The following is a 22,732-nucleotide window of genomic DNA, read 5'->3' on the forward strand; positions in this document are numbered from 1 at the left end:
GCTCGAAAAACCGCGTACAGATACGTGAATTTATCTATCAACTGTGTCTACCATGCATAGGGTCATGCGACGTGAAGCTATGGGCGCGCCGTTATTTCGCAGGGAGGAAACCGCGATGGCCGGACTTTATTTCGAAGACTTTTCCGTAGGCCAGGAGTTCAGGCATCCGCTGACCCGGACCGTCACGGAGATGGACAACACCATGTTCAGCCTGCTGACCCTCAATCCGCAGCCGCTGCATATCGACGCGCATTTCGCCGAAAAGACCGAGTTCGGCCAGCGCATTTTCAACAGCCTTTACACCCTCGGCATCATGATCGGCATGACGGTCTACGATACGACCATGGGGACCACCGTTGCCAATCTCGGCATGACCGACGTGACCTTTCCAAAACCGGTCTTCCATGGCGACACGTTGCGGGCGACGACGAAGGTGCTTTCGGTGCGGGAATCCCAATCGCGGCCCAAGGCCGGCATCGTCGAGTTCGAGCACCATGCCTTGAACCAGAACGACGAGATCGTCGGCAAATGCCGCCGCATGGCGATGATGCACAAGAGGCCGGTCTGATGCGTTCGATGCTGTTCGTGCCGGGCGATTCCCCGCGCAAATTCGAGAAGGCGAGCGAAGGCAAGGCCGACGCGCTGATCATCGACCTCGAGGATTCCGTCGTCACCGAGAAGAAGGCGGAGGCGCGCGGGTTGACGCTGACGATGCTGAAGGGCCGCCCCGGCCCGCACCAGCTCTATGTCCGCGTCAACGCGCTCGACACCGGCATGACGCTCGCCGATCTCGCAGCGGTGATGCCGGGCAAGCCCGACGGCATCGTGCTGCCGAAATCGCAGGGCGGTGATGACGTAAGGCAGGTCGCAACCTGGCTCGAAGCCCTGGAAGCCGCGGCCGGCACGGAGCTGGGCTCAACCCGCATCGTTTGCGTGGCGACCGAAACCGCAGGTTCGATCTTTGGCCTCGGCAGCTACAAGGGCTGCTCCCCTCGCCTCGCCGGCTTGATGTGGGGCGCGGAAGATCTCTCGGCTTCGCTCGGAGCCACCGAAAAGGCGTCCGGCGGCGTGTTCCACAGCCCCTATCGTCTCGCGCGCGATCTCTGCCTGATGGCGGCGGCCGCGGCCGAGGTCGCGCCGATCGATACCGTCTATACCGACATCGATAACCTCGCGGGCCTGGAAGCCGAAACACGCGCGGCGCGCCGCGACGGGTTTTCCGCCAAGGCGCTGATCCATCCCAAGCATGTCGACGTCGTCAACGCCGCCTTCGCGCCGACCGAAGCCGAACGCACCTGGGCGGAGAAAGTGATCGCGGCGTTTGCCAGCAATCCCAATTCCGGCACGCTGCGGCTCGACGGCCAGATGATCGACAAGCCGCACCTTCGCGCCGCCAAGAAGATCCTCGGCCAGCCCTAGGGCAGGCCGGGGGCTGCGGCCGAAGACGTCGGCTTGAAGCTGCGGCCTTAGTCGAACCCCTGAACCGGCGGCGCCGAGGCTTGCGCCGGAGCGGCGGGAGCGGCCTGAACCGGCGGGGCCGGATTGCCAGCAGCTCGCATCTGACCGTTGGCTGCCATCGCCTCGCGGGTGCGCGTCGGGCTCCTGGTCGCGGCCGCGCGGCGCGGCGGCGGCCGATGTCCTGCCGAGTGCGAACCTCTCATACCCCAGGACCGAGCGATCGAAGGTCCGGCAGTGTAGCCGATCAAGGCTCCGGCAACCGCCCCGACCGGGCCCAGCACGACCGCGCCGGAGACGGCACCGAGTGCTGCATCGCCGGCGCGCTCCTGCGCAACCGCGCTCACGGGCACACACGCCAGCATTGCGACAGCAGTGATCAGAGCCTTGGTCATCGGAGCGCCTCCCTCGCGGGAAATCACTCGTTCCCAAATATGGCCACAGGAGGTTCGCTTGCCGGCCAACAAATGGCAATCGTCGGGTGGAACTCCCCTGGCGCAGGGCTGCCGCCGCCAACCGGCGGTTGCGACGGCGGCGTGGAGCTACACGATCTTGATCGACATATCAGGTAAGCCCTCGAGCTTGCACAGCAGCACGTCGCCCTTCACGACGGGACCGACATTCTCCGGCGTGCCGGAATAGATGATATCGCCGGCTTTCAATTCGAAGGCTTCCGACAGCTTTGCGATCTGCTCGGCCACGTTCCAGATCATCTTGCTGAGATCCGAGTTCTGCTTCACCGTGCCGTTGATCGCCAGCGAGATGGCGCCCTTCTCGAAATGGCCGGTCTTGCTGGCCGGATGAATCGGGCCGATCACTGCGGCGTGGTCGAAACTCTTGCCGATTTCCCAGGGCTTCTTCTCCGCGGCCATGCCGTTCTGGAGGTCGCGCCGGGTCATGTCGAGGCCGAGCGCGTAGCCATAGACGTGGTCGAGCGCCTTATCGACCGGGATATTGGTGCCGCCTGATTTCAGGGCGGCGACCAGCTCGACCTCGTGATGATAGTTCTTGGTCAGTGACGGATAGGGATGATCGGCGACCTCGCCGACCGCGACGTTCTGGATCGCGTCGGTCGGCTTCTGGAAGAAGAACGGCGGCTCGCGGTTGGGGTCCGAGCCGCGCTCGATCGCGTGCGCGGCGTAGTTGCGCCCGATGCAGTAGATGCGGCGGACCTGAAACACCTGGCTCTCGCCGACGATCGGGATCGTCACCATCGGCACTGGAAAGATCGGCTTCGGTCCGGCCTGCGCTGCGGCCGGCGCAGCTTCGGCGATGCCCGCCGCTGTCATCGCGGCTGCGGCAGTGAGCACGTCGCGTCGAGACGTCTTCGTCATGGTTCTGTTCCCTGGCTTGGGGGAGGTTTCCTCAGGGGCGTTCTTAGAACCAAACGGTCCGCAGGCCAATGGCCCGGCTGCTGCATCTTGAGTCGCGAGACGATCGACATCAGGATTTCAGCGAACTCCGCGCCGTCTCCGGCGCCATCAGCGTCGCGACGATCGTGATGATGGAGAGGGCGATGATGTAGACGGACACGGCCCAGTACGAGCCGGCCCACGCCAGCAGCGCAGTCGCAATCAGCGGCGAGAAGCCGCCGCTCAGCGCCGCCGCGACATTGGCCCCGAGCGAGGCTCCGCTGTAGCGCACCTGGGTGCGGAACAACTCCGGCATGAACGCGGCCTTCGGCCCGAATAGCAGCGCATGGGTCAGCGTCATCGTGACGACGAGCGCCAGCGTGATCAGCGCCGGCTCCTTCGTATCGAGGAACCAGAACAACGGAAACGCCAGCGCCACCGAGAACACGCCGCCGGCAAGGTATAGAGCCTTGCGTCCGAAGATGTCGGACAGCCAGCCGGCGAGCGGCAGCGTCGCGAACTCGACGAGGGCGGCATAGACCACGGCATCCAGGATCACCTGGCGCGGCAGCCCGAGCTTCGTCGTGGCATAGACCACGGTGAAGACGGTGAGGAGATAAGCAAGCCCGACCTCGGACACCGTGATGCCGATCGCCAGCAGAAAGCTGCGCCAGTCGCGGCGGAGCACTTCCAGCACCGGCTGCGCCAGCACCTCCTTGCGCTCGACCACCTCCTTGAAGTGCGGCGTCTCCGCGAGCTTGAGCCGCACGATGAAGCCGACACCGACGAGCAGGATGCTGATCAGGAACGGCACGCGCCAGCCCCAGCTCAGGAAATCGGCTTCGGGCAGCTTGGTCATCAGGCCGAAAATGCCGGTCGATGCGGCAACGCCGACGGGAAAGCCGATCTGCACCATGCTGCCATAGAAGCCGCGGCGATTGCCGGCATGCTCGATCACCATGACGACCGCGCCGCTCCATTCGCCGCCCAGGCCGATGCCCTGGACGAAGCGCAGCACGATGAGCAGGATCGGCGCCCACACGCCGATCTGGCTGTAGGTCGGCAGGCAGCCGATCAGGAAGGTGCCGAGCCCCATCGCGATCATGGTCGCGACCAGCATGGTCTTGCGGCCGAGCCGGTCGCCGTAATGCCCGATGATGGCGCCGCCGATGGGCCGCGCCACGAAACCGACCGCATAGGTCGAGAACGCCGCCAGCGTGCCGACGAAGGGATCGAAGCTCGGGAAGAACAGCTTGTTGAAGACCAGCGCCGCCGCCGTGCCGTAGATCAGGAAGTCGTACCACTCGATGGCGGTGCCGAGCGCGCTCGCCCACACCACATGCGCCGTCGTCGATTTCTCCGCCGCCGCGGAGACTCCCGTTGCTGCCGTCATGCCCTGCCCCAGAGATTCCCGCGAGCATCATGGCCAATCGTGCCGAGGGTTGCAACCTGCAGGGGTGATGGCTCTCACAGGATAACAACGCGGGATTTTGTGCGCAGCTTTCGCAACATCCGTCATTGCGAGGAGCTCTTGCGACGAAGCAATCCAGGCTGCCTCCGGGAGAGAGTCTGGATTGCTTCAGCCTTCGCCAAGGCTTCGGCGGACAAGTCGCTGAGCTCGCAATCACGGGCGCTGAAGCAGCGGTGCCCCCTGTCGTCTCATCCGCCGAGAGGAACTCATTCCGGACCCTGAATTCACCATTGACAAACTTATTTGCTTATATCTAATTCATCTCAAGAACAGCCAGCCGCGCCATGCGGCCAATAAGAGAGAGGAAACAACGATGAGAGGGCTTCTGGCCTGCGCCATGCTCGCGGCCATGACTTCGGCAGCCATGACCACAGTCGCCACCGCGCAAGTCTCCGACGACGCGGTGCGGATCGGCGTGCTGACGGATCTGTCGAGCTGGGGCCGCGACAACTCAGGGCCGGGCTCGGTCGAGGCCGCGAAGATGGCGGTGGAGGAATTCGGGCCGACCGTGCTCGGCAAGCCGATCGAGATCATCAGCGCCGATCACCAGATGAAGACCGACGTCGGCGTGCAGATCGTGCGCGGCTGGTTCGACAACGGCAAGGTCGACGCCGTCGTCGACATCCCCAATTCCGGCATCGCGATCGCCGTCCACAACATGGTGCGCGAGCGGGGCAAGGTCGCGCTGCTCTCCGGCCCCGGCGCAAGCTCGCTGACCGACGAGCTGTGCAGCCCGAACACCGTGCACTTCACCTACGATACCTACGCGCTGTCGAAGGTGACGGCCTCCGCCGTGATCAAGGAGGGTGGTAAGTCCTGGTACTTCATCACTGCGGACTACGCCTTCGGCCAGCAGCTCGAGAAGGACGCCACGCGCTTCGTCAACGAGATGGGCGGAAAGGTCCTGGGCGGCGTCAAGCATCCGACCAACACCGCGGACTTCTCCTCCTTCGCGCTCCAGGCACAAAGCTCGAAATCCGACGTCGTCGCCTTTGCCAATGCCGGCCAGGACACCGACAACGCGATCAAGCAGTCCGGCGAGTTCGGCCTCGTCCAGGGTGGCCAGAAGCTCGTCGGCCTCCTGATGTTCGACACCGACGTGCACGCGATCGGCCTCAAGGCCGCGCAGGGCACCTACATGACCACGGCCTCGTACTGGGCCATGGACGAAGCAACGCGCGCCTGGTCGAAGAAGTTCTACGAGCGCACCAAGGTGATGCCGACCATGATCCAGACCGGCGTCTACGGCTCGGTGCTGCACTATCTGAAGGCAATCAAGGCGGCCGGCACCGACGATTCCGCCAAGGTGATGGCCAAGATGCGCGAGCTGCCGATCGAGGATACATTCGTCCATGGCGGCAAGTTGCGCGAGGACGGCCGCGTCATCCGCGACATGTATCTCGCCAAGGTGAAGAAGCCCGAGCAGTCGAAGGAGCCGTGGGATTACCTGGACATCGTCAAGACCGTGAAGGGCGAGGACGCCTTCCGCCCGGTCTCCGAGTCCAAATGTCCGCTCCTGAAGAAGTGAGGCCAAGATGACCGGCAGCGAGCATAGCGCAATTGAGACTTACGAGTGCGACGTGCTCGTGGCCGGATCAGGCTGCTCCGGCATGTCGGCCGCGATCACCGCGCGCCATCGCGGCCTCGACGTGCTGATCGTCGAGAAGGAACCGCGCTTTGGCGGCACCACCGCCCGCTCCGGCGGCTGGCTCTGGATTCCCGGCACCTCGCTGGCAAAGGCCTACGGCATCGCCGAGACGCCGGAGCAGGCCCGCACCTATTTGCGGCACGAGGCCGGCAACAATTACGACGCCGCGCGCGTCGATGCATTCCTGAGTGCCGGCCCCGAGGCGGTCGATTTCTTCACCACCAAGACCGCGCTCCGCTTCGACATGCCGCTGGTGTTTCCCGACTACCACGCCGAAGCACCCGGCGGCGCACAAGGCGGTCGCTCCATGGTGACGCGCCCGTTCGACGGCCGCGAACTCGGCGACCTCATCAAGTCGCTGGGCATGCCGCTGCCCGAGCTCACCGTGTTCGGCATGATGCTGGGAAGCGGCAAGGAGATCATCCACTTCATGCGCGTGACCAAGTCGCTGACTTCCGCGGTCTACGTCGCCAAGCGCTTGTCGCGTCACCTGATGGACGTGCTGCGCTACGGCCGCGGCATGACGCTGACCAACGGCAATGCGCTCGCAGGGCGGCTGGCGAAATCCGCCCAGGATCTGAACATTCCGATGTGGCTGTCCTCGCCCGTGCGCGAGTTGACGGTCGAGAACGGCGCGGTGACGGGTGCCATCGTTTCGCGAGAGGGACGCGAGGTGCGCGTCCGCGCAAGGCAAGGCGTGGTGCTGGCCTGCGGCGGCTTCCCGCATGATGTGGAGCGGCGCAAGAAGATGTTTCCGCACGCCCCGACCGGCAACGAGCATTTCTCGCCGGGGCCATCAGGCAACACCGGCGACGGACTGCGTCTTGCGGAGCGCGCCGGCGGACATATCGAGGACCGGCTGCCGAACGCGGCGGCCTGGGTGCCGGTGTCGCTGACCACGCGCAAGGACGGTTCCAAGGGCGTGATGCCGCACTTCATCGACCGCGCCAAGCCCGGCGTGATCGCGGTGATGCGCGACGGCAAGCGCTTTGCCAATGAGGGCAATTCCTATCACGACTTCGTCCAGGCCATGATCAAGGCCGCCAAGCCCGGCGAGGAGATCGCCGCCTTCCTGGTCTGCGATCACCCAACGCTGCGCAAATACGGTCTCGGCTGCGTGCCGCCGTTCCCGATGCCGCTGGGTCATCACCTCAATACCGGCTATCTCATGCGCGGCGACACGTTGGAGGCGCTGGCGGCGAAGGCCGGCGTCGATGCCAAGGCATTCGCCGAGACCGTCAGGCAGTTCAATGCCACCGCGCTGCAAGGCCATGACGCCGCGTTCGGCAAGGGCTCGAAGGCCTACAACCGCTACCAGGGTGACGCGATGCACGGCCCCAACCCTTGCGTCGCGCCGGTCGAGAACGGGCCTTTCTACGCCATCAAGATGGTGATCGGCGATCTCGGCACCTATGCCGGCATCGTCACCGACGCGAACGCCCGGGCGCTCGATGCCGAGGGCCGGGTCATTCCCGGGCTTTATGCCGCCGGCAACGACATGGCGAGCATCATGGGCGGCAATTACCCCGGGGCCGGCATCACGCTTGGGCCGGCGCTGACCTTCGGCTACATTGCCGGCCGTCATCTCGCCGACAGCGCCGCCAAGCGCGACGCGGCGTAAGCCAAGCGCATCGGAGGCGCATGAAGAGGGAAAGCCGCGGCATCCAGTCCATCGAGGTCGGCGGAGAGCTGCTCCGCGCGCTCGCAAGGTGCGGCGAGCCGATGATGCTGCGCGATCTCGCGCGCGAGGCCGGCATGTCGCCGGCCAAGGCGCACCCTTACCTCGCCAGCTTCTCCCGCATCGGGCTGATCGAGCAGGACGAGACCACCGGCCGCTACGAGATCGGCGCGCTGGCGCTGGAGCTCGGCCTGATCAGCCTGCGCCGCCTCTCCGGCGTGCGCATCGCAAGGCCGAAGATCGCCGCGCTCGCGAGTCAGATCGGACATGCGGTCTCACTGGCAGTCTGGGGCACGTACGGCCCGACCGTCGTCCAGCTCGAAGAGCCGGCCCAGCCGGTCCACATCGTGATGCGCGCGGGCTCGGTGATGGCGCTGCTGGAGACGGCCACGGGCCGCGCCTTTGCGGCGTTCCTGCCGGAGAAGACCATCAACGCCGCGCTGGAGAGCGGGCTCGATCGTCACGGCGTCGGTTACAGTCCGAAGCGCACCGTGAAGGGCGCCAAGGTCGCCGAGATACTGACGGAGGTCCGCAAGCACGGCCTCGCCCGCGCGCTCGGCGATCCCCTGCCCGGCGTCAACGCCTTCTCGGCCCCCGTGTTCGATCATTCCGGCCATGTCGCGCTGGTCATCACGGCGATGGGACCCGAAGGCACGTTCGATGCGCGCTGGGACAGCCCGATCGCGCATGCGTTGCGGGATTGCGCCGGCGGCATCTCGAAGCGGCTCGGCTACGGGATGACGGTTGCGGCGGAGTGAGGGCCTACTTCTCCTTCACCGGCACCGTGTAATTCAGGATCAATCGCCCCCCATCGGGATAGATCGTCTGCCCGGTAATGTAGGACGCATCGTCGCTCGCCAGGAACGCGACGACGGACGCCACCTCGCTCGGCTCGCCGCCGCGGCCGGCCGGCGTGCGTGACATCACGGTTTTGCGCGCGTCCTCCGAGGTGTAGATGGATGATGCCACCATGTCGGTCAGGATCGTGCCCGGTCCGACCGCGACGACGCGGATGTTGTGCGGGGCGAGCGCGACGGCGGCAACCGAGGTCAGCTGCTTCATGCCGCCCTTGGACATCGCGTAGGTCGCCAGCGCCGGGATCGCCAGCAGCGCGTTCACCGAGGACATGTTGATGATGACCCCGCCGCCGCCTTGCGCGATCATCTGCTTCGCCGCGGCCTGGACGCCGAAGAACGCGCCCTTCAAATTGATTCCGATGATCTCGTCGAATTCCTCTTCGGATATCTCCAGGATGTCCCGGTTGCGGGCGACGCCGGCATTGTTGACCATGATGTCGAGCCGGCCGAATTCCTTCACGGCGGTGGCGACGAGCTGGTCGACGTCGGCGCGCCTGGCGACATTGCCGACGACGGTGCGCAAGGCCTCCGGACGTCCGAGCTCGGCCGCCGTCGCGGCGAGGCCCTCGGCATCGACGTCAGAGATCACGACCTTGACGCCGTCATCCAAAAATCTCTTCGCGCAGGCCTTGCCGATGCCGCGTGCGGCGCCGGTGATGGCGGCGACCTTGCCGGATAACTTCATGGGCTCGCTCCAGGACTTGTGACGATCTCACGGACGCGTTCACGCAAAGGCGCGCGGGCGCAGTCCGGCGTGAAACCAGGTGATCATGGAATAGATGTCGTAGACCGGCAACCCGACCTCGGCCTGCAACGCTGCCGCATAAGGCGGCATGTTGGTGCATTCGAGCACGATCGCGCCGACATCGGGATTTTTGGCGACAAGCTCCTTGCCGGCCTCGACCACGTCACGCTCGGCCTGCGCGATGTCCATATCGTCCTTCTCGGCCTTGATCAGGACGCGGAAGAATTCCTTGCCGTTCTCGGTGCCGACCAGCGGCGTGTCGAGCGGCACGCCGGCGCCCTCGAGATGAGCCGGAGTCAAGGTCGAGCCCGACACCGTGACGAGGCCGACGCGCTTGCCCGGCGGCAAGGTCGCCTGCACCCACGGCACCTGCATCAGCGACGAGGTCGCAACGGGAACGCCGACCGCGGCCGCGATCTCCTTCTGGAACAGCGAGAGGAAGCCGCAATTGGTGGTGATGGCTTCAGCGCCGAGCCGCACCAGATCCTTGGCGGCATCGATGAAGTCGGGCAGCAGGCCGGCCGCGCCCTTCAGCACCACCTTCTCCGGCGAAGCCCCGCTCACCACGCGATAGAGCACGGGGAATGGCCAGGTCGTGCCGTTGCCCATGTCGCCGGGAATGCGGGGAAAGCGCGCTTCCAGCATCAAGATGCCGAGCGGCGCGCCATAGATGGCCTTGCCGCCACGGGCGATGCGGGAGGGTAAATTGGCCGAACTGGTCATGCTGCGACCTCAGAGGAAACGTTCGGGCGCAAACGGCGCCAGCGGAATCTCGGGCGGCTTGCCGCTGAGCAACTGCGCGACGAGCCGGCCGGTACGGGCCGAGCCGACCAGCCCGACGTGGCCGTGGCCGAAGGCATAGACGATGTCACGCGAGGCGCGCGCATAGCCGATGCAGGGACGTCCATCCGGCATGCTCGGCCGATGGCCGAACCAGGTTTTGATGCGCGAGGCCGGAATGTCTTTCGGCAGTTTTGGAAACATGCTGACAAGGTGGTTGCGCAGGATTTCGGCGCGCTTCCAGTTCGGCGCGGCCTCGAGGCCCGCGATCTCGACCGTGCCGGCGGCGCGCAGGCCCTTGTCGGTCCAGTTCACCACCATCTTGGCGTCGGATGCCATCATCGAGCTGCGCGGACCTGACTCCGGGTTCTCTATCATGACATGGTAGCCGCGCTCGGTCTCGAGCGGCAAGGGATCTCCGACCGATGCGGTGAGCTGCTTTGATCGGGCGCCGGCCGCGACGACGGCAGCATCGCAGGCGATCTCGCCGGTCTCGGTGAGGACAGCGACGAGCTTGTCGCCGTTCAGCCTCAAGCCAGTCGCCTTGGCGCGCACATGCTTGGCGCCGCTCGCCAGCGCGTGGTTGGCAAGCGCCGCAACATAAGCGCCGGGATCGCGGCAGCGCCCGGCCTCTTCCACCACCACGCCAAAGGTGTAGCGCGGATGCAGATCGGGCTCGCGCTGGCGCATCTCGTCGGCGTTGAGCTCCATCCATTCGACGCCGACCTTCTTGCGCAGGCGCCAGCCGAGATCATTGTCGAAATTGCCGCGCGACGGAAACACATGCATCACGCCATTGCGCTCGATCAGCTCGGGGACGCCAGCCTCCTCCGCCAGCTTCCGGTGCAGCAGCGGCGCGTCCTTCAACAGGTCGCGCAGCGCAAAGGCCGTTGTCTCGACCCGCGCCTCGGTCCAACCCGAGAGCAGATATTTGATCAGCCAGGGCAGCGCCTTCGGCAAATACGACCAGCGGATCGCAAGCGGCCCGAGCGGATCCATTAGATAGCCCGGCACCTTCTTCCAGATGCCCGGCTCCGCCGGCGGGATCACCGAATGCGACGACAGCCAGCCGGCATTGCCATAGCTCGCCGCCTGTTCGCCGCCGGGCTCGCCCGGATCGATCAGCGTGACGCGATGGCCCTCGCGCAAGGCCTCGATGGCGCTGATGACACCGACCGCGCCGGCTCCGATGATCGCAACGTGGCGACCGGTCGTCATCGCTTACGCCTTCACCGCGGGCGCAAAGTCCTTGCCGACCGAGATCGCGCGCGGGTCGATGATGCAGTGGAGGATCGACGGCTTGCCGGAGGCCAGCGCACGCTCGAACGCCGGCGCGAACTCTTCGGTGCGCTCAACGCGCTCGCCATGGCCGCCGAATGCCTTCGCGTACATTGCGAAATCAGGGTTCTTGAGCTGGGTGCCGACCACGCGGCCGGGATAGTCACGCTCCTGGTGCATGCGGATGGTGCCGTATTGCGAATTGTCGACCACGATCACGACCAGCGGCGCGTCATACTGCACGGCGGTCGCGAACTCCTGGCCGTTCATCAGGAAGCAGCCGTCACCGGCGAAGGCGACGACGGTGCGATCCGGATATTGCCGCTTGGCGAGAACTGCCGCCGGGACGCCGTAGCCCATCGAGCCCGAGGTCGGCGCCAGCTGCGCGGCAAAACTGTGGAAGCGATGATGGCGGTGGATCCAGCCGGCATAATTGCCGGCGCCGTTGCAGACGATCGCGTCCTTCGGGAGCCTGTCGCGCAGCCAGGTCATGACCTGGCCATACTGGAACGTGCCCGGCAGCTCGCGGGCGTTCTCGGTCCAGGCGAGATAATCGGCGTGCGCCTTGGCGGCCTCGCCCTTCCAGGCCACCGCGCCTGAAGGCTTCAGCGTCTCGACGGCGGCGGCGAACGCGGCGGGCGTCGCCTGGATCGCGAGCGCCGGCTGATAGACCCGGCCGAGCTCTTCGGAGCCGGGATGCACATGGATCAGCTTCTGCTGCGGGGTCGGAATATCGAGCAGCGTGTAGGACGAGGACGGCATCTCCGACATGCGGCCGCCGACGAGGAGCACGACATCGGCGTTGTCGATGCGCGCCTTCAGGCCCGGGCTCGGCCCGATGCCGAGATCGCCGGCGTAATGCGAATGGTCGGCATCGATCAGCGAGGCCCGGCGGAACGAGGTCGCGACCGGCAGGTCGAAGCGCTCGGCAAAGCGGGCGATGCTCCTGGTCGCCTCATCCGTCCAGCGCGAGCCGCCGAGGATGACGAGCGGCGCCTTGGCGCTCGCGAGCATCGCGCCGAGCTTCTCGATATCCGCAGGCGCGGGCCAGCTCACGGCAGGCTCGATGCGCATGGCATCCGCAACGGCGGCGGTCTCGGTCAGCATGTTCTCCGGTAGCGAGATCACGACGGGACCGGGGCGGCCCTGCATGGCGACGCGGAAGGCGCGCGCCACCAGCTCCGGAATGCGATCGGGACGATCGATCTCGACCGCCCATTTCGCCATGGTGCCGAACACCGCCTTGTAGTCCAGCTCCTGGAACGCCTCGCGCTCGCGCATGCCGGTGTCGACCTGGCCGACGAACAGGACCATCGGCGTCGAATCCTGCATCGCGATGTGGACGCCGTGGCTGGCATTGGTGGCGCCGGGGCCGCGGGTGACGAAGCAGATGCCGGGCCGCCCGGTCAGCTTGCCGTAGGCCTCCGCCATCATCGCCGCGCCGCCTTCGGCGCGGCAGATCATGACGTCGATCGGGCTGTCATGCAGCGCATCGAGCGCGGCCAGATAGCTCTCGCCCGGCACGCAGGTGACGCGCTCGACCCCTTGCGCGACCAACTGGTCGATCAGGATCTGGCCCCCGGTGCGGGTGTTGCGGATGGTCATGACGGCTCCCTCAAGGCTCTGGCGATGCGCTATTATTCGGAGACTGCGTAGGACAGGCCGAGAGGGCGCGCAAGATCGAAAGGCTTCTCGCAGCCTGCGCAGACGTCATGCCCGTCGGTGCCGTTTGCACGACGCCTGTTCGTCGGGCTTGGTGCAGGGATTGCGGTTGGCACGTCATTGCGAGGAGCCCGCGACAGAATTGCGTAGCAATTTTGCGCTGGTGCGACGAAGCAATCCAGTGCCGTAGGGTGGGTAAAGGCGCACTTGCGCCGTGCCCACGATCTCCCTCCATCAGCAACAAGAGCGTGGGCACGCTGCGCTTTGCCCACCCTACGATATCGGTTGTGACTCGCAGACATGCCTCCACCTTCTCGCGGCGCTTCCGCCCGAGTTTTGCTGTCCGCTTCACGCCCTCTCCGAAGAAAAAGGGCGCAGGGAAGGCCGGGTGCCGGCTGGCACCCGCAAGACCCCCGTGCGAAGACATTGCACACGCAATGCACGAGGGAGACACAGGGCAGCCGATCATCCGGCCTTCCCTGCGCGATGTTTGACGGCCTATGGCGCGCTCTCCCCGGAGACGAGTTCCTGCTTGCCTCCGTCACCCCGCGGATTGGCGGCGCGCTTCGCCCGGTCGGGCTCGGCGCACCTCCGCAAGGCTTGGCTGTAGCAACGACAGCCAGGACCACGCGATTTGGCCGTACGCTTCAAGCGCCGTTCGTCCGCACGAAGCCTGGACCTCACGGGGTTCTCCCGCCCTGCTCCCGCCTCTCGTGCACGACGCTGCCTGCGTCCACCGCTCCCCGATCCGCGGCTCGTGACGACGTACGACCGCCCCTTTCGCCGGATCAGGATGACCGACACATACGCCGAAACCGAATTTCGGTAAAGTGGAATATTTTTGTGCGCGGCAATTGACAGAGGGCGACACAGGACGATGGCGTAGCCCGGATGGAGCGCCAGCGTAATCCGGGACGGTGTGAGATGCCGAGCGAAGGCCCCGGATTACGCTAACGCTCCATCCGGGCTACGAGCGCTGAAATAATTAGGCCTGACGCTGCATCAAGCCGCAATCAAGCGATGGCTACCGCGCTTCGACGTCTTCGTTTACGATCCGGACGAAACCAAATCGTCGAGGACACCGGAATGCAAACCATCGGCCTGATCGGGGGCATGAGCTGGGAGAGCACGGCACTCTACTACAAGCTCATCAATGAGCGGGTCCGTGACCGCATGGGCAAGCTGCATTCGGCTCCGCTCCTGCTGTATTCCTACGATTTCGAGGAAATCAAGCAGATGCAATACGCCGGCCGCTGGCGCGAGGCGGCGGCCAGCCTGGCGGAGGTCGCGCGGCGTCTTGAAGGCGCCGGCGCGCGGGCGATCGTGCTGTGCACGAACACGATGCACAAGCTGGCGCCCGACATCATCTCCAGCGTGACCGTTCCGTTCATCCACCTTGGCGACGCGACGGCGCAGCGGATCCGGGCGAGAGGATATCGGCGGGTCGGGCTGCTCGGCACCAAGTTCACGATGGAGGAGGACTTCTACATCGACCGGCTGCGCGCGCATGATCTCGACGTGCTGGTCCCTCACCCTGAGGCGCGCGCCGACGTGAACCGCATCATCTACGACGAGCTGTGCCTCGGTATCGTCGCCGACCCCTCGCGCCGCCGCTATCAGGAGGTGATGGCAGCGCTGGTCGCCGCCGGCGCCGAGTGCATCATCCTCGGCTGCACCGAGATCACGATGCTGGTCGGCCCTGACGACACATCGGTCGAGACGTTCGACACCACGGCCATTCACGCAGAGACGGCGGCGGATTTCGCCATCGGGTGATGCGATGTCGGCCGTCGCCGAGCCCCGCCTCTATCACCGATGCTCGATCGCGCGGATCGCGCCGCGGAGCTCGGCGAGACCGCGCAGGCGGCCGATCGCGGTGTAGCCGGGATTGGTGCGCTTGGTCGCGGCGAGGTCGTCGAGCATGCGGTGGCCGTGATCGGGACGGAACACGATCTGCTTGTCCGGCGCGCGTCGCGCGTTCTCCTTGAGCAGCGCCTTGAGTACCGCGACCATGTCGACGTCGCCGTCGAGATGATCGGATTCGTAGAACGACAGCCCGTCGGCCTCGCGCTTGGTGGCGCGGAGATGCGCGAACGCAATACGCGGGCCGAAGCGTTCGGCCATTTCAGGCAGATTGTTTTCCGCCCGCACGCCGAGCGAGCCCGTGCACAGGCAGATGCCGTTGGCCCTGGACGGCACGGCGTCGAACAGTGCCTGGTAGTCGTCGGCGCTCGAGGCAATACGCGGCAGGCCGAACAGCGGCCGCGGCGGGTCGTCCGGATGCAGGGTCAAGGACACCCCGAGCTGCTCGGCCACCGGCGTCACGCGCCCGAGGAATTCGGCGAGATGCTGCCGCAGGATCTTTGGCGTGATGTCGCGATAGGTCTCCAGCCGATCGCGGAATTGCGGGATGGTCATCGGCTCGGTGGTCGAGCCGGGCAGCGCGCTGGCGATCACCATGACGAGATAGTCGATATCGGCCTGGCTCATCTGCTCGAACAGCGCTTTCGCACGCGCCTGCTGCTCGGGCGAATAATCCTGCACGGCCGCAGGGCGCTTGAGGATATGCAGCTCGAAGGCGGCAAAGCGGTCCTGGTCGAAGCGCATGGCGCGGGCGCCGTTCGGCAGCTCCCATTCCAGATCGGTGCGGCACCAATCGACCACCGGCATGAAATTGTAGCAGATGATCTTGATGCCCGAAGCCGCGACGGCTTCGAGGCTCGCGATCCAGGCCTCGATCGACTTGGTCGCCTTGCCGCCGAGCCGCTTGACGTCGTCTGGGATCGGAATCGATTCCACCACCGACCAGGTCAGCTGCGAGCGGCCGGGCTGGCCGCGCTCGATGAAGTTCTTGCGCTCCTCCACCGCCTTGCGTGTCCAGGCTTCGCCAATCGGCACCTGATGCAGCGCCGAGACGATATCGCTCGCCCCGGCCTGCCTGACATCGTCGAGCGAGACAGGATCGTCGGGCCCGTACCAGCGCCAGCCTTCGAGCATCATGCGCAATCTCCTAAAGCGTTTTCGAGCGAAGTGGGTATCGGTTCGCGTGAAGAAAACGCGTCAAAACAAGAGTCAATTCGCGGTCAGCACGACCTTGACGCTCTGCGAGCGGTCGAGCGCCAGCCTGAGCGCATCCGGCGCGGTCGACAGCGGACGCTCGGCGGTGACCAGCGACAGCACGTCGACGCTGCCATTGGAGATCAGTTCCACCGCGGTTGAGAATTCGAAGCCGAAGCGGAACGAGCCGCGCAGGTCTATCTCCTTCGCCATCACCGCATTCGACGGCGTCGGAATCTGGCCGCCCGGCAGATTGCCGATCTGCACCACGATGCCGCCGCGCCTGACGATGCCAATGGCGCTCGCAAGGCCCGCGGCCGTTCCCGAGACCTCGAACGCGACGTCGTAGGGACGCGACGCGGCCTGCGCCTTCAGGCCCTCTTCCCCGGCCGACACGTTCTCGACATGCGAAGCACCGAGCTTGGTCGCGAAGGCCAGCGGGGCCGGCGCGATGTCGGCCACCGTGATATCGGCCATGCCGGCGCGGTGCGCGGCGAGCATGGTCAGAAGCCCGATCGGGCCGGCACCAAAGATGATGCCGCGCTTGCCCTCGATATTGCCGGCACGCGCGACCGCGTGCAGGCAGACCGCGAGGGGCTCGGCGAGCGCCGCAGCCTGGTAGGAGACGTGATCGGGAATCTTCACGCACTGCGCGGGAACCGCATCGAAGTAATTGGCAAAGCCGCCCTGCATGTGCGGCGTCTTCGAGGCCGAGCCCATGAAGTAGATGTTCTCACACAGGTTCGGCCGGCCCTCGCGGCAGGCGACGCAATGGCCGCACCAGCGCGAGGGATTGACGGCGACGCGGTCGCCGACCTTCAGGTTCGCAGCCGCGCCGGAGATCTCCACGACCTCGCCCGAGATCTCGTGGCCGAGCACCAGCGGCGACTTCACCACGAAATCGCCGGTCCGGGCATGGCGGAAATAGTGCATGTCCGAACCGCAGATGCCGCCGGCGCCGAAGCGGATGCGCACCATGCCGTCTGCCAGCTTGTCGAGCGGATGCTCGACCATGCGCAGATCTTCGGGACCGAACAGGGTAGCGGCGAGAGCAACGGAGGTCATTTGGAGAGTCCCATGTATTTTGGCAGCCAGAGGGTCAGTTCGGGAATGTAGGTGATCGCGATCAGCGCGAGCATGAGCGGCACCAGCCAGGGCAGGATCGCGACCGTGGTGCGCTCGACCGAGAGCTTGGCCACGCGCGCGAGCACGAACAGCACCATGCCGAGCGGCGGATGCAGCAGGCCGATCATCAGGTTCAGCGTCATGATCAGGCCGAAATGGATCGGGTCGATGCCGAGCTTGAGCACGATCGGCAGCAGGATCGGCACCAGGATGGTGATCGCCGCCGTGGTGTCGATGAAGCAGCCGACGAACAGGATCAAGACGTTGGCGAGCGCCAAAAACACCCATTTGTTGTGGGTGACGCTGAGCATCCAGTCCGACAAGGTCTGCGCCGCCTGCGACACCGTCAGCAGCCAGGCGAAGATCGAGGCTGCCGTGACGATGAACAGCACCGAGGCCGTGGTCTCGATGGTGTCGAACGTCGCCTTCGCCACCGTCTGCAGCGTCATGGTGCGGTAGCGGACGAGGCCGAGGAACAGCGACCAGATTACGGCCGCGACCGCGGCCTCCGTCGGCGTGAACCAGCCGAGCGTCATGCCGCCGATCAGGATCACCGGCGCCATCAGCGCCATCACCGCCGAGAAGTCGAAGTACCAGTCGATTGCCAGCAACGTGCCGAGGCCGATCACCACGGCGACATTGACCGAGAGGCCGGCCAGCACCATCAGCCAGATCGCCATCGGGAAAGACAGCACGATGAGGATTTCGAGGCCGGCCGAGCCGAGCTGCGGCCAGGAGAACGGCGTGTCGCTGCCCCATTTGTTCTTGTGCGCGAAATAGGTGACCGTCGCCATCATGAACAGCGTCAGCACAACGCCCGGGATGACGCCGCCCAAGAACAGCGCGCCGATCGAGACGTTGGCCATCATGCCGTAGATCACGAAGGGCAGCGACGGCGGGATGATCGGGCCGAGCGTCGCCGAGGCCGCGGTGACGCCGACCGAGAACTCGGTGGAATAGCCGTGATCCTTCATCGCCTTGATCTCGATGGTGCCGAGACCGGCGGCGTCCGCGATCGCGGTGCCGGACATGCCGGAGAAGATCACCGAGCCGATGATGTTGACGTGGCCGAGGCCGCCGCGCATCCAGCCGACCAGGGCGACGGCGAATTTGTAGATGCGGCCGGTGACGCCGGCGATGTTCATGAGGTTGCCGGCCAGGATGAAGAACGGCACCGCGAGCAGCGGAAAGCTCTCGACGCCGGCGATCATGCGCTGCGCCAGCGTGACGTCGGGCGTCACGCCGCTGACCAGGATGTAGAGCAGCGACGACGCGGCCATGGCGATCGCCACGGGAACGCCGAGCAGCATCAGGATGAGAAAGCCTCCGAGCAGCAGCAGCATGATGTCAAATCTCCGATCCGTCGTAGGCGCCGGGTCGTTCGAGGACCGAGTAGCCCTGCCGCCAGTGTTGCAGCGCCGCCTGCACCGAGCGCAGGAACATCAGCACGAAGCCGAGCAGCACGGCGTAATAGACGTAGTTCTTGGGAAAATTGATCGTCGTCATCTGCTCGTCGCCGATGATCTGGATGTAGACCCAGACCAACTTGATGGCGTAGCCGAAGAAGGCGATCCGGATCAGGTCGATCACCGTCGACAGGGCGCGCGCCACGAGGTGCGGCAGATAGCGATAGACGAGATCGACCTGGATGTGCCGAGACAGCCGCACGCACATCGAGGCGCCGATGAAGACGACGCCGATCAGGCAATAGGTCGCAATCTCCTCGGTCCAGGCGTAGCTGTCGTTGAGCACGTAGCGGGTGAAGAACTGGAGGAAGACGGCGAGCGCCATCACCCAGAAGATCGCGAGCGCCACCCAGTCCTCGAACGCGTAGATGCCGAGGTCGACCTTCGGCGTCGCCTCCTCCTCGAAGGTATGGGCGATCTCGTCCGCGGTGATCTGCCGGTGTATTTCGGCGGTGGACATGGGTTACTCCTCAAATCTCTCGATCGTCATTCCGGGGCGGCTCGAAGAGCCGAACCCGGAATCTCGAGGTTCCGGATTCGACGCTTACGCGTCACTCCGGAACGACTTGGCATCGATTACTTGACCGCCTGGATCTTTTCCCAGTCGGCCTTGCGATAGCCGAAGGTCTCGAACGCGACGTTCTTCAGCACGGTGTCGCGGAACTCGTTCTTGTCGACCTCGGTCACGCTCAGGCCCTTCTCCTTGAAGAAGGCGACCAGCTTGGCCTCGTTCTGCTTGATCTCCGCGGTGGCCTTGGCGGCGGCTTCCTGGGCGACGTCGGTGAAGATCTTCTTGTCCTCGTCGGAGAGCTTCTTCCACAGCGCGCCCGCAACCACCGTGTTGAGGTGATCGACGATGTGGCCGGTCAGCACGATGTGCTTCTGCACCTCGTAGAACTTCTTGGCCTCGATCGTGGTCAGCGGGTTTTCCTGCGCCTCGACGGTGCCGTTCTGGAGCGCGAGGTAGACTTCGGCGAAGGCGATCGGCGCAGTGTTGGCGCCGCAGGCGCGCGGCATCGCGAGATAGGCCGGCACGTCCGGCACGCGCATCTTCAGGCCCTTCATGTCGGCGCAGGTCTTGATCGGCTTGTTCGACGAGGTCTGGCGCACGCCGTAATAGGTCACCGCGACGATGTGGTGGCCGCTCTTGTCCTCATAGCCCTTGGCGAGCTCCTTGAAGATGTCGCTCTTGGTGTAGGCGAGCAGATGATCGGCGTCGCGGAAGGTGTAGGGATAATAGGTCACGCCGATCGGCGGGAAGCTCTTGGCCGCGAAGCTCGAGCCGGAGATGATGATGTCGACCGAGCCGAGCGAGAGGCCCTGGTTGATGTCGGCTTCCTTGCCGAGCTGCGAGGCCGGATAGACGTCGATCGCATAACGCCCGTTGGTGCGCTTGCCGATCTCCTGCGCGGCCCAGACCGAGGCGGTGTGGAACGGCTCCGAGGTCTCGTAGACATGGGCCCATTTGAGCTTGGTCTGCGCCACGCTGGCCTGGGTGGCAGCCAATAGCGCGGCGGCGGACATCACTGCTGCAATCGTCATTTTCTTCAACATCGACTTTTCCTCCATCGTTCAAGTCTGCTTCTTGTTCGCCCGCCCCGGCACGGATGCGGACCGTACAATCTCATCGCCGCCGCGCGCTGCCGCTCTTGGCCTGCTTCTTCGGTGGTCGCTTTGGCACCGCCGGCTTCGCCGGGGATCGCGCGGTGCGGCTCCGCCCCGAAGATGATCCCGCCGCTTTCTCGGCGCCGAAATTCTGCGCGAAGCGCTCCTGCGACCGCGCCAGATGCGCGCGCATCGCATCGCGCGCGGCTTGCGGATCATGCGCCGCGATCGCCTCGCGCACGGCGCGATGCTCGTCGAGCGCGGTGCGCCAGGTGCCCGGGCTTTCGAAATAATGCGCGAGCTGCGCGAAATAGGGATTGAGGCGCTGGTCGAACAGCTCGCCGACCACGCGCACCAGAACGGCATTGCCGAGGCTTCCGGCGATCGCGACGTGAAACGCGCGGTCATGCACCATCGAGGCTTCGCCGGGATGCTCGACGTTCTCCATCGCGATGAGCGAGGCGTCGATGCGGGCGATGTCGTCCCTGGTCGCGACGCGCGCAGCCTGTTCGGCGATGGCGCTTTCGAGGAATTCGCGGGCGCGCAGCAGCTCGAACGGCCCCTCGATGACGGACGCGGCTGCGGGCGCGGCGATTGCGGCGGGCTCGATCACATAGATGCCGGAGCCGACGCGGATGCGCAGGCGGCCCTCGACCTCGAGCGCAATCAAGGCTTCGCGCACCGTGGGCCGGGACACCCTAAGCTGCTCGGCGAGCTCGCGCTCGGTCGGCAAGCGGCTGCCGACCGCGTACTCGCCGCTGTCGATCAGGCTTCGCAATTGATCGGCGACCTGGCGATAAAGCCGTCTCGCCTCCACAGCTTCCAGCGGCACGCTGGTCCTCCCGAAAGGGTCGCGCGGGGCATTCGAGCCCGCGGCCCGCCAATTTTGGAAAATTGGTCTTACCAATTGACCGGAGCATTGACCTGATACGGGCGCCATGTCAAGCAGCGGCAAAGCAAAGGGGAGACGTCCATGCGCCCAGGTTCAATGCGCCTTGGCCGCGCCAATCTCGACCGGCTGGCAGCTGGCGTTCGCCGCCCGGCCTACGACCGGTCGCGCATCACGCCCGGCATCGTGCATCTCGGCCTCGGCGCGTTTCATCGCGCGCATCAGGCCGTCGTCATCGACGATTGTCTTGCCGCAGGAGCCGCGTCCTGGGGCATCGTCGGCGCCAGCCTGCGCAGCCCGGATACGCGCGACGCCCTCGCCCCGCAGGATCATCTCTACACCGTTGCCGTGCGCGCCGCCGAAGGCACCGAGCACCGCGTCATCGGCGCGCTGCTCGACAGCGTCGTCACACGCGAAAGCCCGGCGGCGTTGGTCGAGCGGATGGTCGATCCCGCCATTCGCATCGTCTCGCTGACGGTCACCGAGAAGGGCTATTGCCACACGCCGCAGACCGGCGATCTCGACGAGCGGCATCCTGACATCGTGCATGATCTCAACAATTTCGACGCGCCGCGCTCGGCGCCCGGCTTCATCGTCGCTGCGCTGGCGCGGCGGCGCGCGCTGGGGGCCCCGCCGTTCACCGTGCTGTGCTGCGACAATCTCGCCGCCAACGGCCACACCGTGCAGCGGATCGTGACGCAGTTCGCTGCGCTCCGCTCCAGGGAACTCGGCAAGTGGATCGTGGATAATGCCGCTTTCCCCTCGACGATGGTCGACCGTATCGTGCCGGAGACGAATGATGCCGACCGCGATGCGGTCGCGAACGCACTCGGCATGCGCGATGCCTGGCCTGTCATGACCGAGCCGTTCACGCAATGGGTGGTCGAGGATCGTTTCACCGCGGGCCGGCCCGACCTTGCTGCAGCGGGCGTCGAGCTCGTCGCCGACGTCAAGCCGTTCGAGCTGATGAAGCTGCGGTTGCTCAACGCCAGCCATTCGGCGCTGGCTTATCTCGGCTATCTCGCAGGCTATGAGACCATCGCCGACACCATGCAGGATCGGCATTTTGCGCAGCTCGCCGCACAGGTGATGGAGGAGGCCGCGGTGACGCTGACGATGCCTGCGGGCACTGACCTTGCCGCCTATCGCGCCTCGCTGCTGAAGCGCTTTGCCAATCCGGCGCTGCATCACCGTACCTGGCAGATCGCGATGGATGGCTCGCAAAAGCTGCCGCAGCGGCTGCTCGGCGCGATGCAGGACCGCCTCGCGAGGGGCCTGCCGATCGCAACGCATGCGCTCGCGGTGGCCGGCTGGATGCGCTATGTCGCCGGCCTCGACGAGCAAGGCCGCGCCATCGACGTGCGCGATCCCCTTGCCGCCGAATTCGCCGCGCTGGCGCGCGAGGCGGGGCCTGTTGCCGAACGGCTCGCGCCTACACTGCTCGGGGTTCAGAAGGTGTTCGGGCCGCTGGGTGCTGATCCGCGCCTGCGCGAGGCCGTGACCACGGCGCTCGGCCGTCTTTACAAGGAAGGTGCGCGGCGGGCCGTGGAGACGCTCGTCTCGGCCTGACCACTGAGCGGGCAATGCTGCACTGCGGTCTAAATCGGACACAAGGTCGAACGGAAGTCGCGCTTGATTTTTGCCTGTCCTTGCCCCACCCGAGA

General features: G+C 65.6%; 20 protein-coding genes. 7 read left to right on the top strand and 13 right to left on the bottom strand.

Annotated features, from left to right (window positions below; all coding sequences use genetic code 11):
- The first annotated feature begins 64 nt into the window (after nucleotides 1–64).
- Nucleotides 65–568 carry a MaoC family dehydratase gene (locus GGD67_RS35030; RefSeq protein WP_409411129.1) on the top strand — a complete coding sequence of 168 codons (504 nt, stop codon included), beginning with the start codon at nucleotides 65–67 and terminating at the stop codon, nucleotides 566–568.
- Nucleotides 568–1,419 carry a CoA ester lyase gene (locus GGD67_RS35035; protein ID WP_177236977.1) on the top strand — a complete coding sequence of 284 codons (852 nt, stop codon included), beginning with the start codon at nucleotides 568–570 and terminating at the stop codon, nucleotides 1,417–1,419. Before GGD67_RS35030 ends, GGD67_RS35035 begins: the two co-directional genes overlap by 1 nt.
- Nucleotides 1,420–1,466: 47 nt before the next feature.
- On the opposite strand, the gene GGD67_RS35040 is transcribed toward GGD67_RS35035, so the two are convergent.
- The 3 genes from GGD67_RS35040 to GGD67_RS35050 all read right to left on the bottom strand — a co-directional run bounded on the left by GGD67_RS35040 (nucleotide 1,467) and on the right by GGD67_RS35050 (nucleotide 4,200).
- Nucleotides 1,467–1,850, bottom strand: coding sequence for a hypothetical protein (locus GGD67_RS35040; protein WP_049814890.1), 384 nt, complete (start codon nucleotides 1,848–1,850; stop codon nucleotides 1,467–1,469).
- Between the two features lie 147 nt (nucleotides 1,851–1,997).
- Nucleotides 1,998–2,789 carry a fumarylacetoacetate hydrolase family protein gene (locus GGD67_RS35045; protein ID WP_179739166.1) on the bottom strand — a complete coding sequence of 264 codons (792 nt, stop codon included), beginning with the start codon at nucleotides 2,787–2,789 and terminating at the stop codon, nucleotides 1,998–2,000.
- A gap of 109 nt (nucleotides 2,790–2,898) precedes the next feature.
- On the bottom strand, nucleotides 2,899–4,200 hold the full coding sequence (locus GGD67_RS35050) for an MFS transporter (RefSeq protein ID WP_179739168.1): 1,302 nt from the start codon (nucleotides 4,198–4,200) through the stop codon (nucleotides 2,899–2,901).
- A gap of 391 nt (nucleotides 4,201–4,591) precedes the next feature.
- Between GGD67_RS35050 and GGD67_RS35055 the strand changes: the two genes are divergently transcribed.
- The 3 genes from GGD67_RS35055 to GGD67_RS35065 are packed head-to-tail and all read left to right on the top strand — an operon-like array spanning nucleotide 4,592 to nucleotide 8,362.
- Nucleotides 4,592–5,806: an ABC transporter substrate-binding protein gene (locus GGD67_RS35055; RefSeq protein WP_018318490.1), complete on the top strand. Its 1,215-nt coding sequence runs from the start codon at nucleotides 4,592–4,594 to the stop codon at nucleotides 5,804–5,806.
- A 7-nt stretch (nucleotides 5,807–5,813) separates the two neighbouring features.
- Nucleotides 5,814–7,547: an FAD-dependent oxidoreductase gene (locus GGD67_RS35060; protein ID WP_179739170.1), complete on the top strand. Its 1,734-nt coding sequence runs from the start codon at nucleotides 5,814–5,816 to the stop codon at nucleotides 7,545–7,547.
- 20 nt (nucleotides 7,548–7,567) lie between these two features.
- Nucleotides 7,568–8,362, top strand: a complete 795-nt coding sequence (locus tag GGD67_RS35065) for an IclR family transcriptional regulator (RefSeq protein WP_179739172.1) — start codon at nucleotides 7,568–7,570, stop codon at nucleotides 8,360–8,362.
- A 4-nt stretch (nucleotides 8,363–8,366) separates the two neighbouring features.
- Here GGD67_RS35065 and GGD67_RS35070 read toward each other — a convergent pair whose 3' ends face one another.
- From GGD67_RS35070 to GGD67_RS35085, 4 genes are read right to left on the bottom strand one after another with little or no spacing between them, the layout of a single operon-like run.
- Nucleotides 8,367–9,146 (bottom strand): SDR family NAD(P)-dependent oxidoreductase, encoded by a 780-nt coding sequence (locus GGD67_RS35070; RefSeq protein WP_018318487.1) that lies wholly within the window; start codon nucleotides 9,144–9,146, stop codon nucleotides 8,367–8,369.
- Nucleotides 9,147–9,185: 39 nt separating this feature from the next.
- Nucleotides 9,186–9,929 (bottom strand): aspartate/glutamate racemase family protein, encoded by a 744-nt coding sequence (locus GGD67_RS35075; protein ID WP_179739174.1) that lies wholly within the window; start codon nucleotides 9,927–9,929, stop codon nucleotides 9,186–9,188.
- A 9-nt stretch (nucleotides 9,930–9,938) separates the two neighbouring features.
- Nucleotides 9,939–11,204 carry an FAD-binding oxidoreductase gene (locus tag GGD67_RS35080; RefSeq protein WP_179739176.1) on the bottom strand — a complete coding sequence of 422 codons (1,266 nt, stop codon included), beginning with the start codon at nucleotides 11,202–11,204 and terminating at the stop codon, nucleotides 9,939–9,941.
- 3 nt (nucleotides 11,205–11,207) lie between these two features.
- Entirely contained in the window at nucleotides 11,208–12,869 is a 1,662-nt protein-coding gene (locus GGD67_RS35085) for a thiamine pyrophosphate-binding protein (protein WP_179739178.1), read from the bottom strand.
- Nucleotides 12,870–14,012: 1,143 nt separating this feature from the next.
- On the opposite strand from GGD67_RS35085, the gene GGD67_RS35090 reads away from it, so the two are divergent.
- The gene (locus tag GGD67_RS35090; protein ID WP_179739180.1) at nucleotides 14,013–14,702 is read left to right on the top strand and encodes an aspartate/glutamate racemase family protein; all 690 of its coding nucleotides are present in this window, start codon (nucleotides 14,013–14,015) and stop codon (nucleotides 14,700–14,702) included.
- Nucleotides 14,703–14,735: 33 nt separating this feature from the next.
- Here GGD67_RS35090 and uxuA read toward each other — a convergent pair whose 3' ends face one another.
- The 6 genes from uxuA to GGD67_RS35120 form a co-directional block, all read right to left on the bottom strand.
- A complete protein-coding gene (gene uxuA / locus GGD67_RS35095; RefSeq protein ID WP_018318482.1) occupies nucleotides 14,736–15,926 on the bottom strand; it encodes a mannonate dehydratase in 1,191 nt (396 codons plus the stop codon).
- Nucleotides 15,927–15,998: 72 nt separating this feature from the next.
- Nucleotides 15,999–17,048: an L-idonate 5-dehydrogenase gene (locus GGD67_RS35100; protein WP_179739182.1), complete on the bottom strand. Its 1,050-nt coding sequence runs from the start codon at nucleotides 17,046–17,048 to the stop codon at nucleotides 15,999–16,001.
- A complete protein-coding gene (locus GGD67_RS35105; RefSeq protein WP_018318480.1) occupies nucleotides 17,045–18,451 on the bottom strand; it encodes a TRAP transporter large permease in 1,407 nt (468 codons plus the stop codon). Before GGD67_RS35105 ends, GGD67_RS35100 begins: the two co-directional genes overlap by 4 nt.
- A gap of 4 nt (nucleotides 18,452–18,455) precedes the next feature.
- Nucleotides 18,456–19,034 carry a TRAP transporter small permease gene (locus GGD67_RS35110; RefSeq protein WP_018318479.1) on the bottom strand — a complete coding sequence of 193 codons (579 nt, stop codon included), beginning with the start codon at nucleotides 19,032–19,034 and terminating at the stop codon, nucleotides 18,456–18,458.
- Between the two features lie 116 nt (nucleotides 19,035–19,150).
- Nucleotides 19,151–20,128 (bottom strand): sialic acid TRAP transporter substrate-binding protein SiaP, encoded by a 978-nt coding sequence (locus GGD67_RS35115; protein ID WP_026202026.1) that lies wholly within the window; start codon nucleotides 20,126–20,128, stop codon nucleotides 19,151–19,153.
- A 70-nt stretch (nucleotides 20,129–20,198) separates the two neighbouring features.
- Nucleotides 20,199–21,011 (bottom strand): FadR/GntR family transcriptional regulator, encoded by an 813-nt coding sequence (locus GGD67_RS35120; RefSeq protein WP_179739185.1) that lies wholly within the window; start codon nucleotides 21,009–21,011, stop codon nucleotides 20,199–20,201.
- Nucleotides 21,012–21,152: 141 nt separating this feature from the next.
- Between GGD67_RS35120 and GGD67_RS35125 the strand changes: the two genes are divergently transcribed.
- A complete protein-coding gene (locus GGD67_RS35125; RefSeq protein WP_179739188.1) occupies nucleotides 21,153–22,637 on the top strand; it encodes a mannitol dehydrogenase family protein in 1,485 nt (494 codons plus the stop codon).
- The last annotated feature ends 95 nt before the right edge of the window (nucleotides 22,638–22,732 follow it).

The organism is Bradyrhizobium sp. IAR9 (assembly GCF_013408065.1).
In the GTDB taxonomy this organism is placed as follows: Bacteria; Pseudomonadota; Alphaproteobacteria; order Rhizobiales; family Xanthobacteraceae; genus Bradyrhizobium.

What these genes read in the sequence shown, in the direction of transcription:
- GGD67_RS35030 (WP_409411129.1), top strand. Translation starts at nt 65, where the DNA reads ATGCGACGTGAAGCTATGGGCGCGCCGTTATTTCGCAGGGAGGAAACC.
- GGD67_RS35035 (WP_177236977.1), top strand. Translation starts at nt 568, where the DNA reads ATGCGTTCGATGCTGTTCGTGCCGGGCGATTCCCCGCGCAAATTCGAG.
- GGD67_RS35040 (WP_049814890.1), bottom strand. Translation starts at nt 1,850, where the DNA reads ATGACCAAGGCTCTGATCACTGCTGTCGCAATGCTGGCGTGTGTGCCC.
- GGD67_RS35045 (WP_179739166.1), bottom strand. Translation starts at nt 2,789, where the DNA reads ATGACGAAGACGTCTCGACGCGACGTGCTCACTGCCGCAGCCGCGATG.
- GGD67_RS35050 (WP_179739168.1), bottom strand. Translation starts at nt 4,200, where the DNA reads ATGACGGCAGCAACGGGAGTCTCCGCGGCGGCGGAGAAATCGACGACG.
- GGD67_RS35055 (WP_018318490.1), top strand. Translation starts at nt 4,592, where the DNA reads ATGAGAGGGCTTCTGGCCTGCGCCATGCTCGCGGCCATGACTTCGGCA.
- GGD67_RS35060 (WP_179739170.1), top strand. Translation starts at nt 5,814, where the DNA reads ATGACCGGCAGCGAGCATAGCGCAATTGAGACTTACGAGTGCGACGTG.
- GGD67_RS35065 (WP_179739172.1), top strand. Translation starts at nt 7,568, where the DNA reads ATGAAGAGGGAAAGCCGCGGCATCCAGTCCATCGAGGTCGGCGGAGAG.
- GGD67_RS35070 (WP_018318487.1), bottom strand. Translation starts at nt 9,146, where the DNA reads ATGAAGTTATCCGGCAAGGTCGCCGCCATCACCGGCGCCGCACGCGGC.
- GGD67_RS35075 (WP_179739174.1), bottom strand. Translation starts at nt 9,929, where the DNA reads ATGACCAGTTCGGCCAATTTACCCTCCCGCATCGCCCGTGGCGGCAAG.
- GGD67_RS35080 (WP_179739176.1), bottom strand. Translation starts at nt 11,204, where the DNA reads ATGACGACCGGTCGCCACGTTGCGATCATCGGAGCCGGCGCGGTCGGT.
- GGD67_RS35085 (WP_179739178.1), bottom strand. Translation starts at nt 12,869, where the DNA reads ATGACCATCCGCAACACCCGCACCGGGGGCCAGATCCTGATCGACCAG.
- GGD67_RS35090 (WP_179739180.1), top strand. Translation starts at nt 14,013, where the DNA reads ATGCAAACCATCGGCCTGATCGGGGGCATGAGCTGGGAGAGCACGGCA.
- uxuA (WP_018318482.1), bottom strand. Translation starts at nt 15,926, where the DNA reads ATGATGCTCGAAGGCTGGCGCTGGTACGGGCCCGACGATCCTGTCTCG.
- GGD67_RS35100 (WP_179739182.1), bottom strand. Translation starts at nt 17,048, where the DNA reads ATGACCTCCGTTGCTCTCGCCGCTACCCTGTTCGGTCCCGAAGATCTG.
- GGD67_RS35105 (WP_018318480.1), bottom strand. Translation starts at nt 18,451, where the DNA reads ATGCTGCTGCTGCTCGGAGGCTTTCTCATCCTGATGCTGCTCGGCGTT.
- GGD67_RS35110 (WP_018318479.1), bottom strand. Translation starts at nt 19,034, where the DNA reads ATGTCCACCGCCGAAATACACCGGCAGATCACCGCGGACGAGATCGCC.
- GGD67_RS35115 (WP_026202026.1), bottom strand. Translation starts at nt 20,128, where the DNA reads ATGTTGAAGAAAATGACGATTGCAGCAGTGATGTCCGCCGCCGCGCTA.
- GGD67_RS35125 (WP_179739188.1), top strand. Translation starts at nt 21,153, where the DNA reads ATGCGCCCAGGTTCAATGCGCCTTGGCCGCGCCAATCTCGACCGGCTG.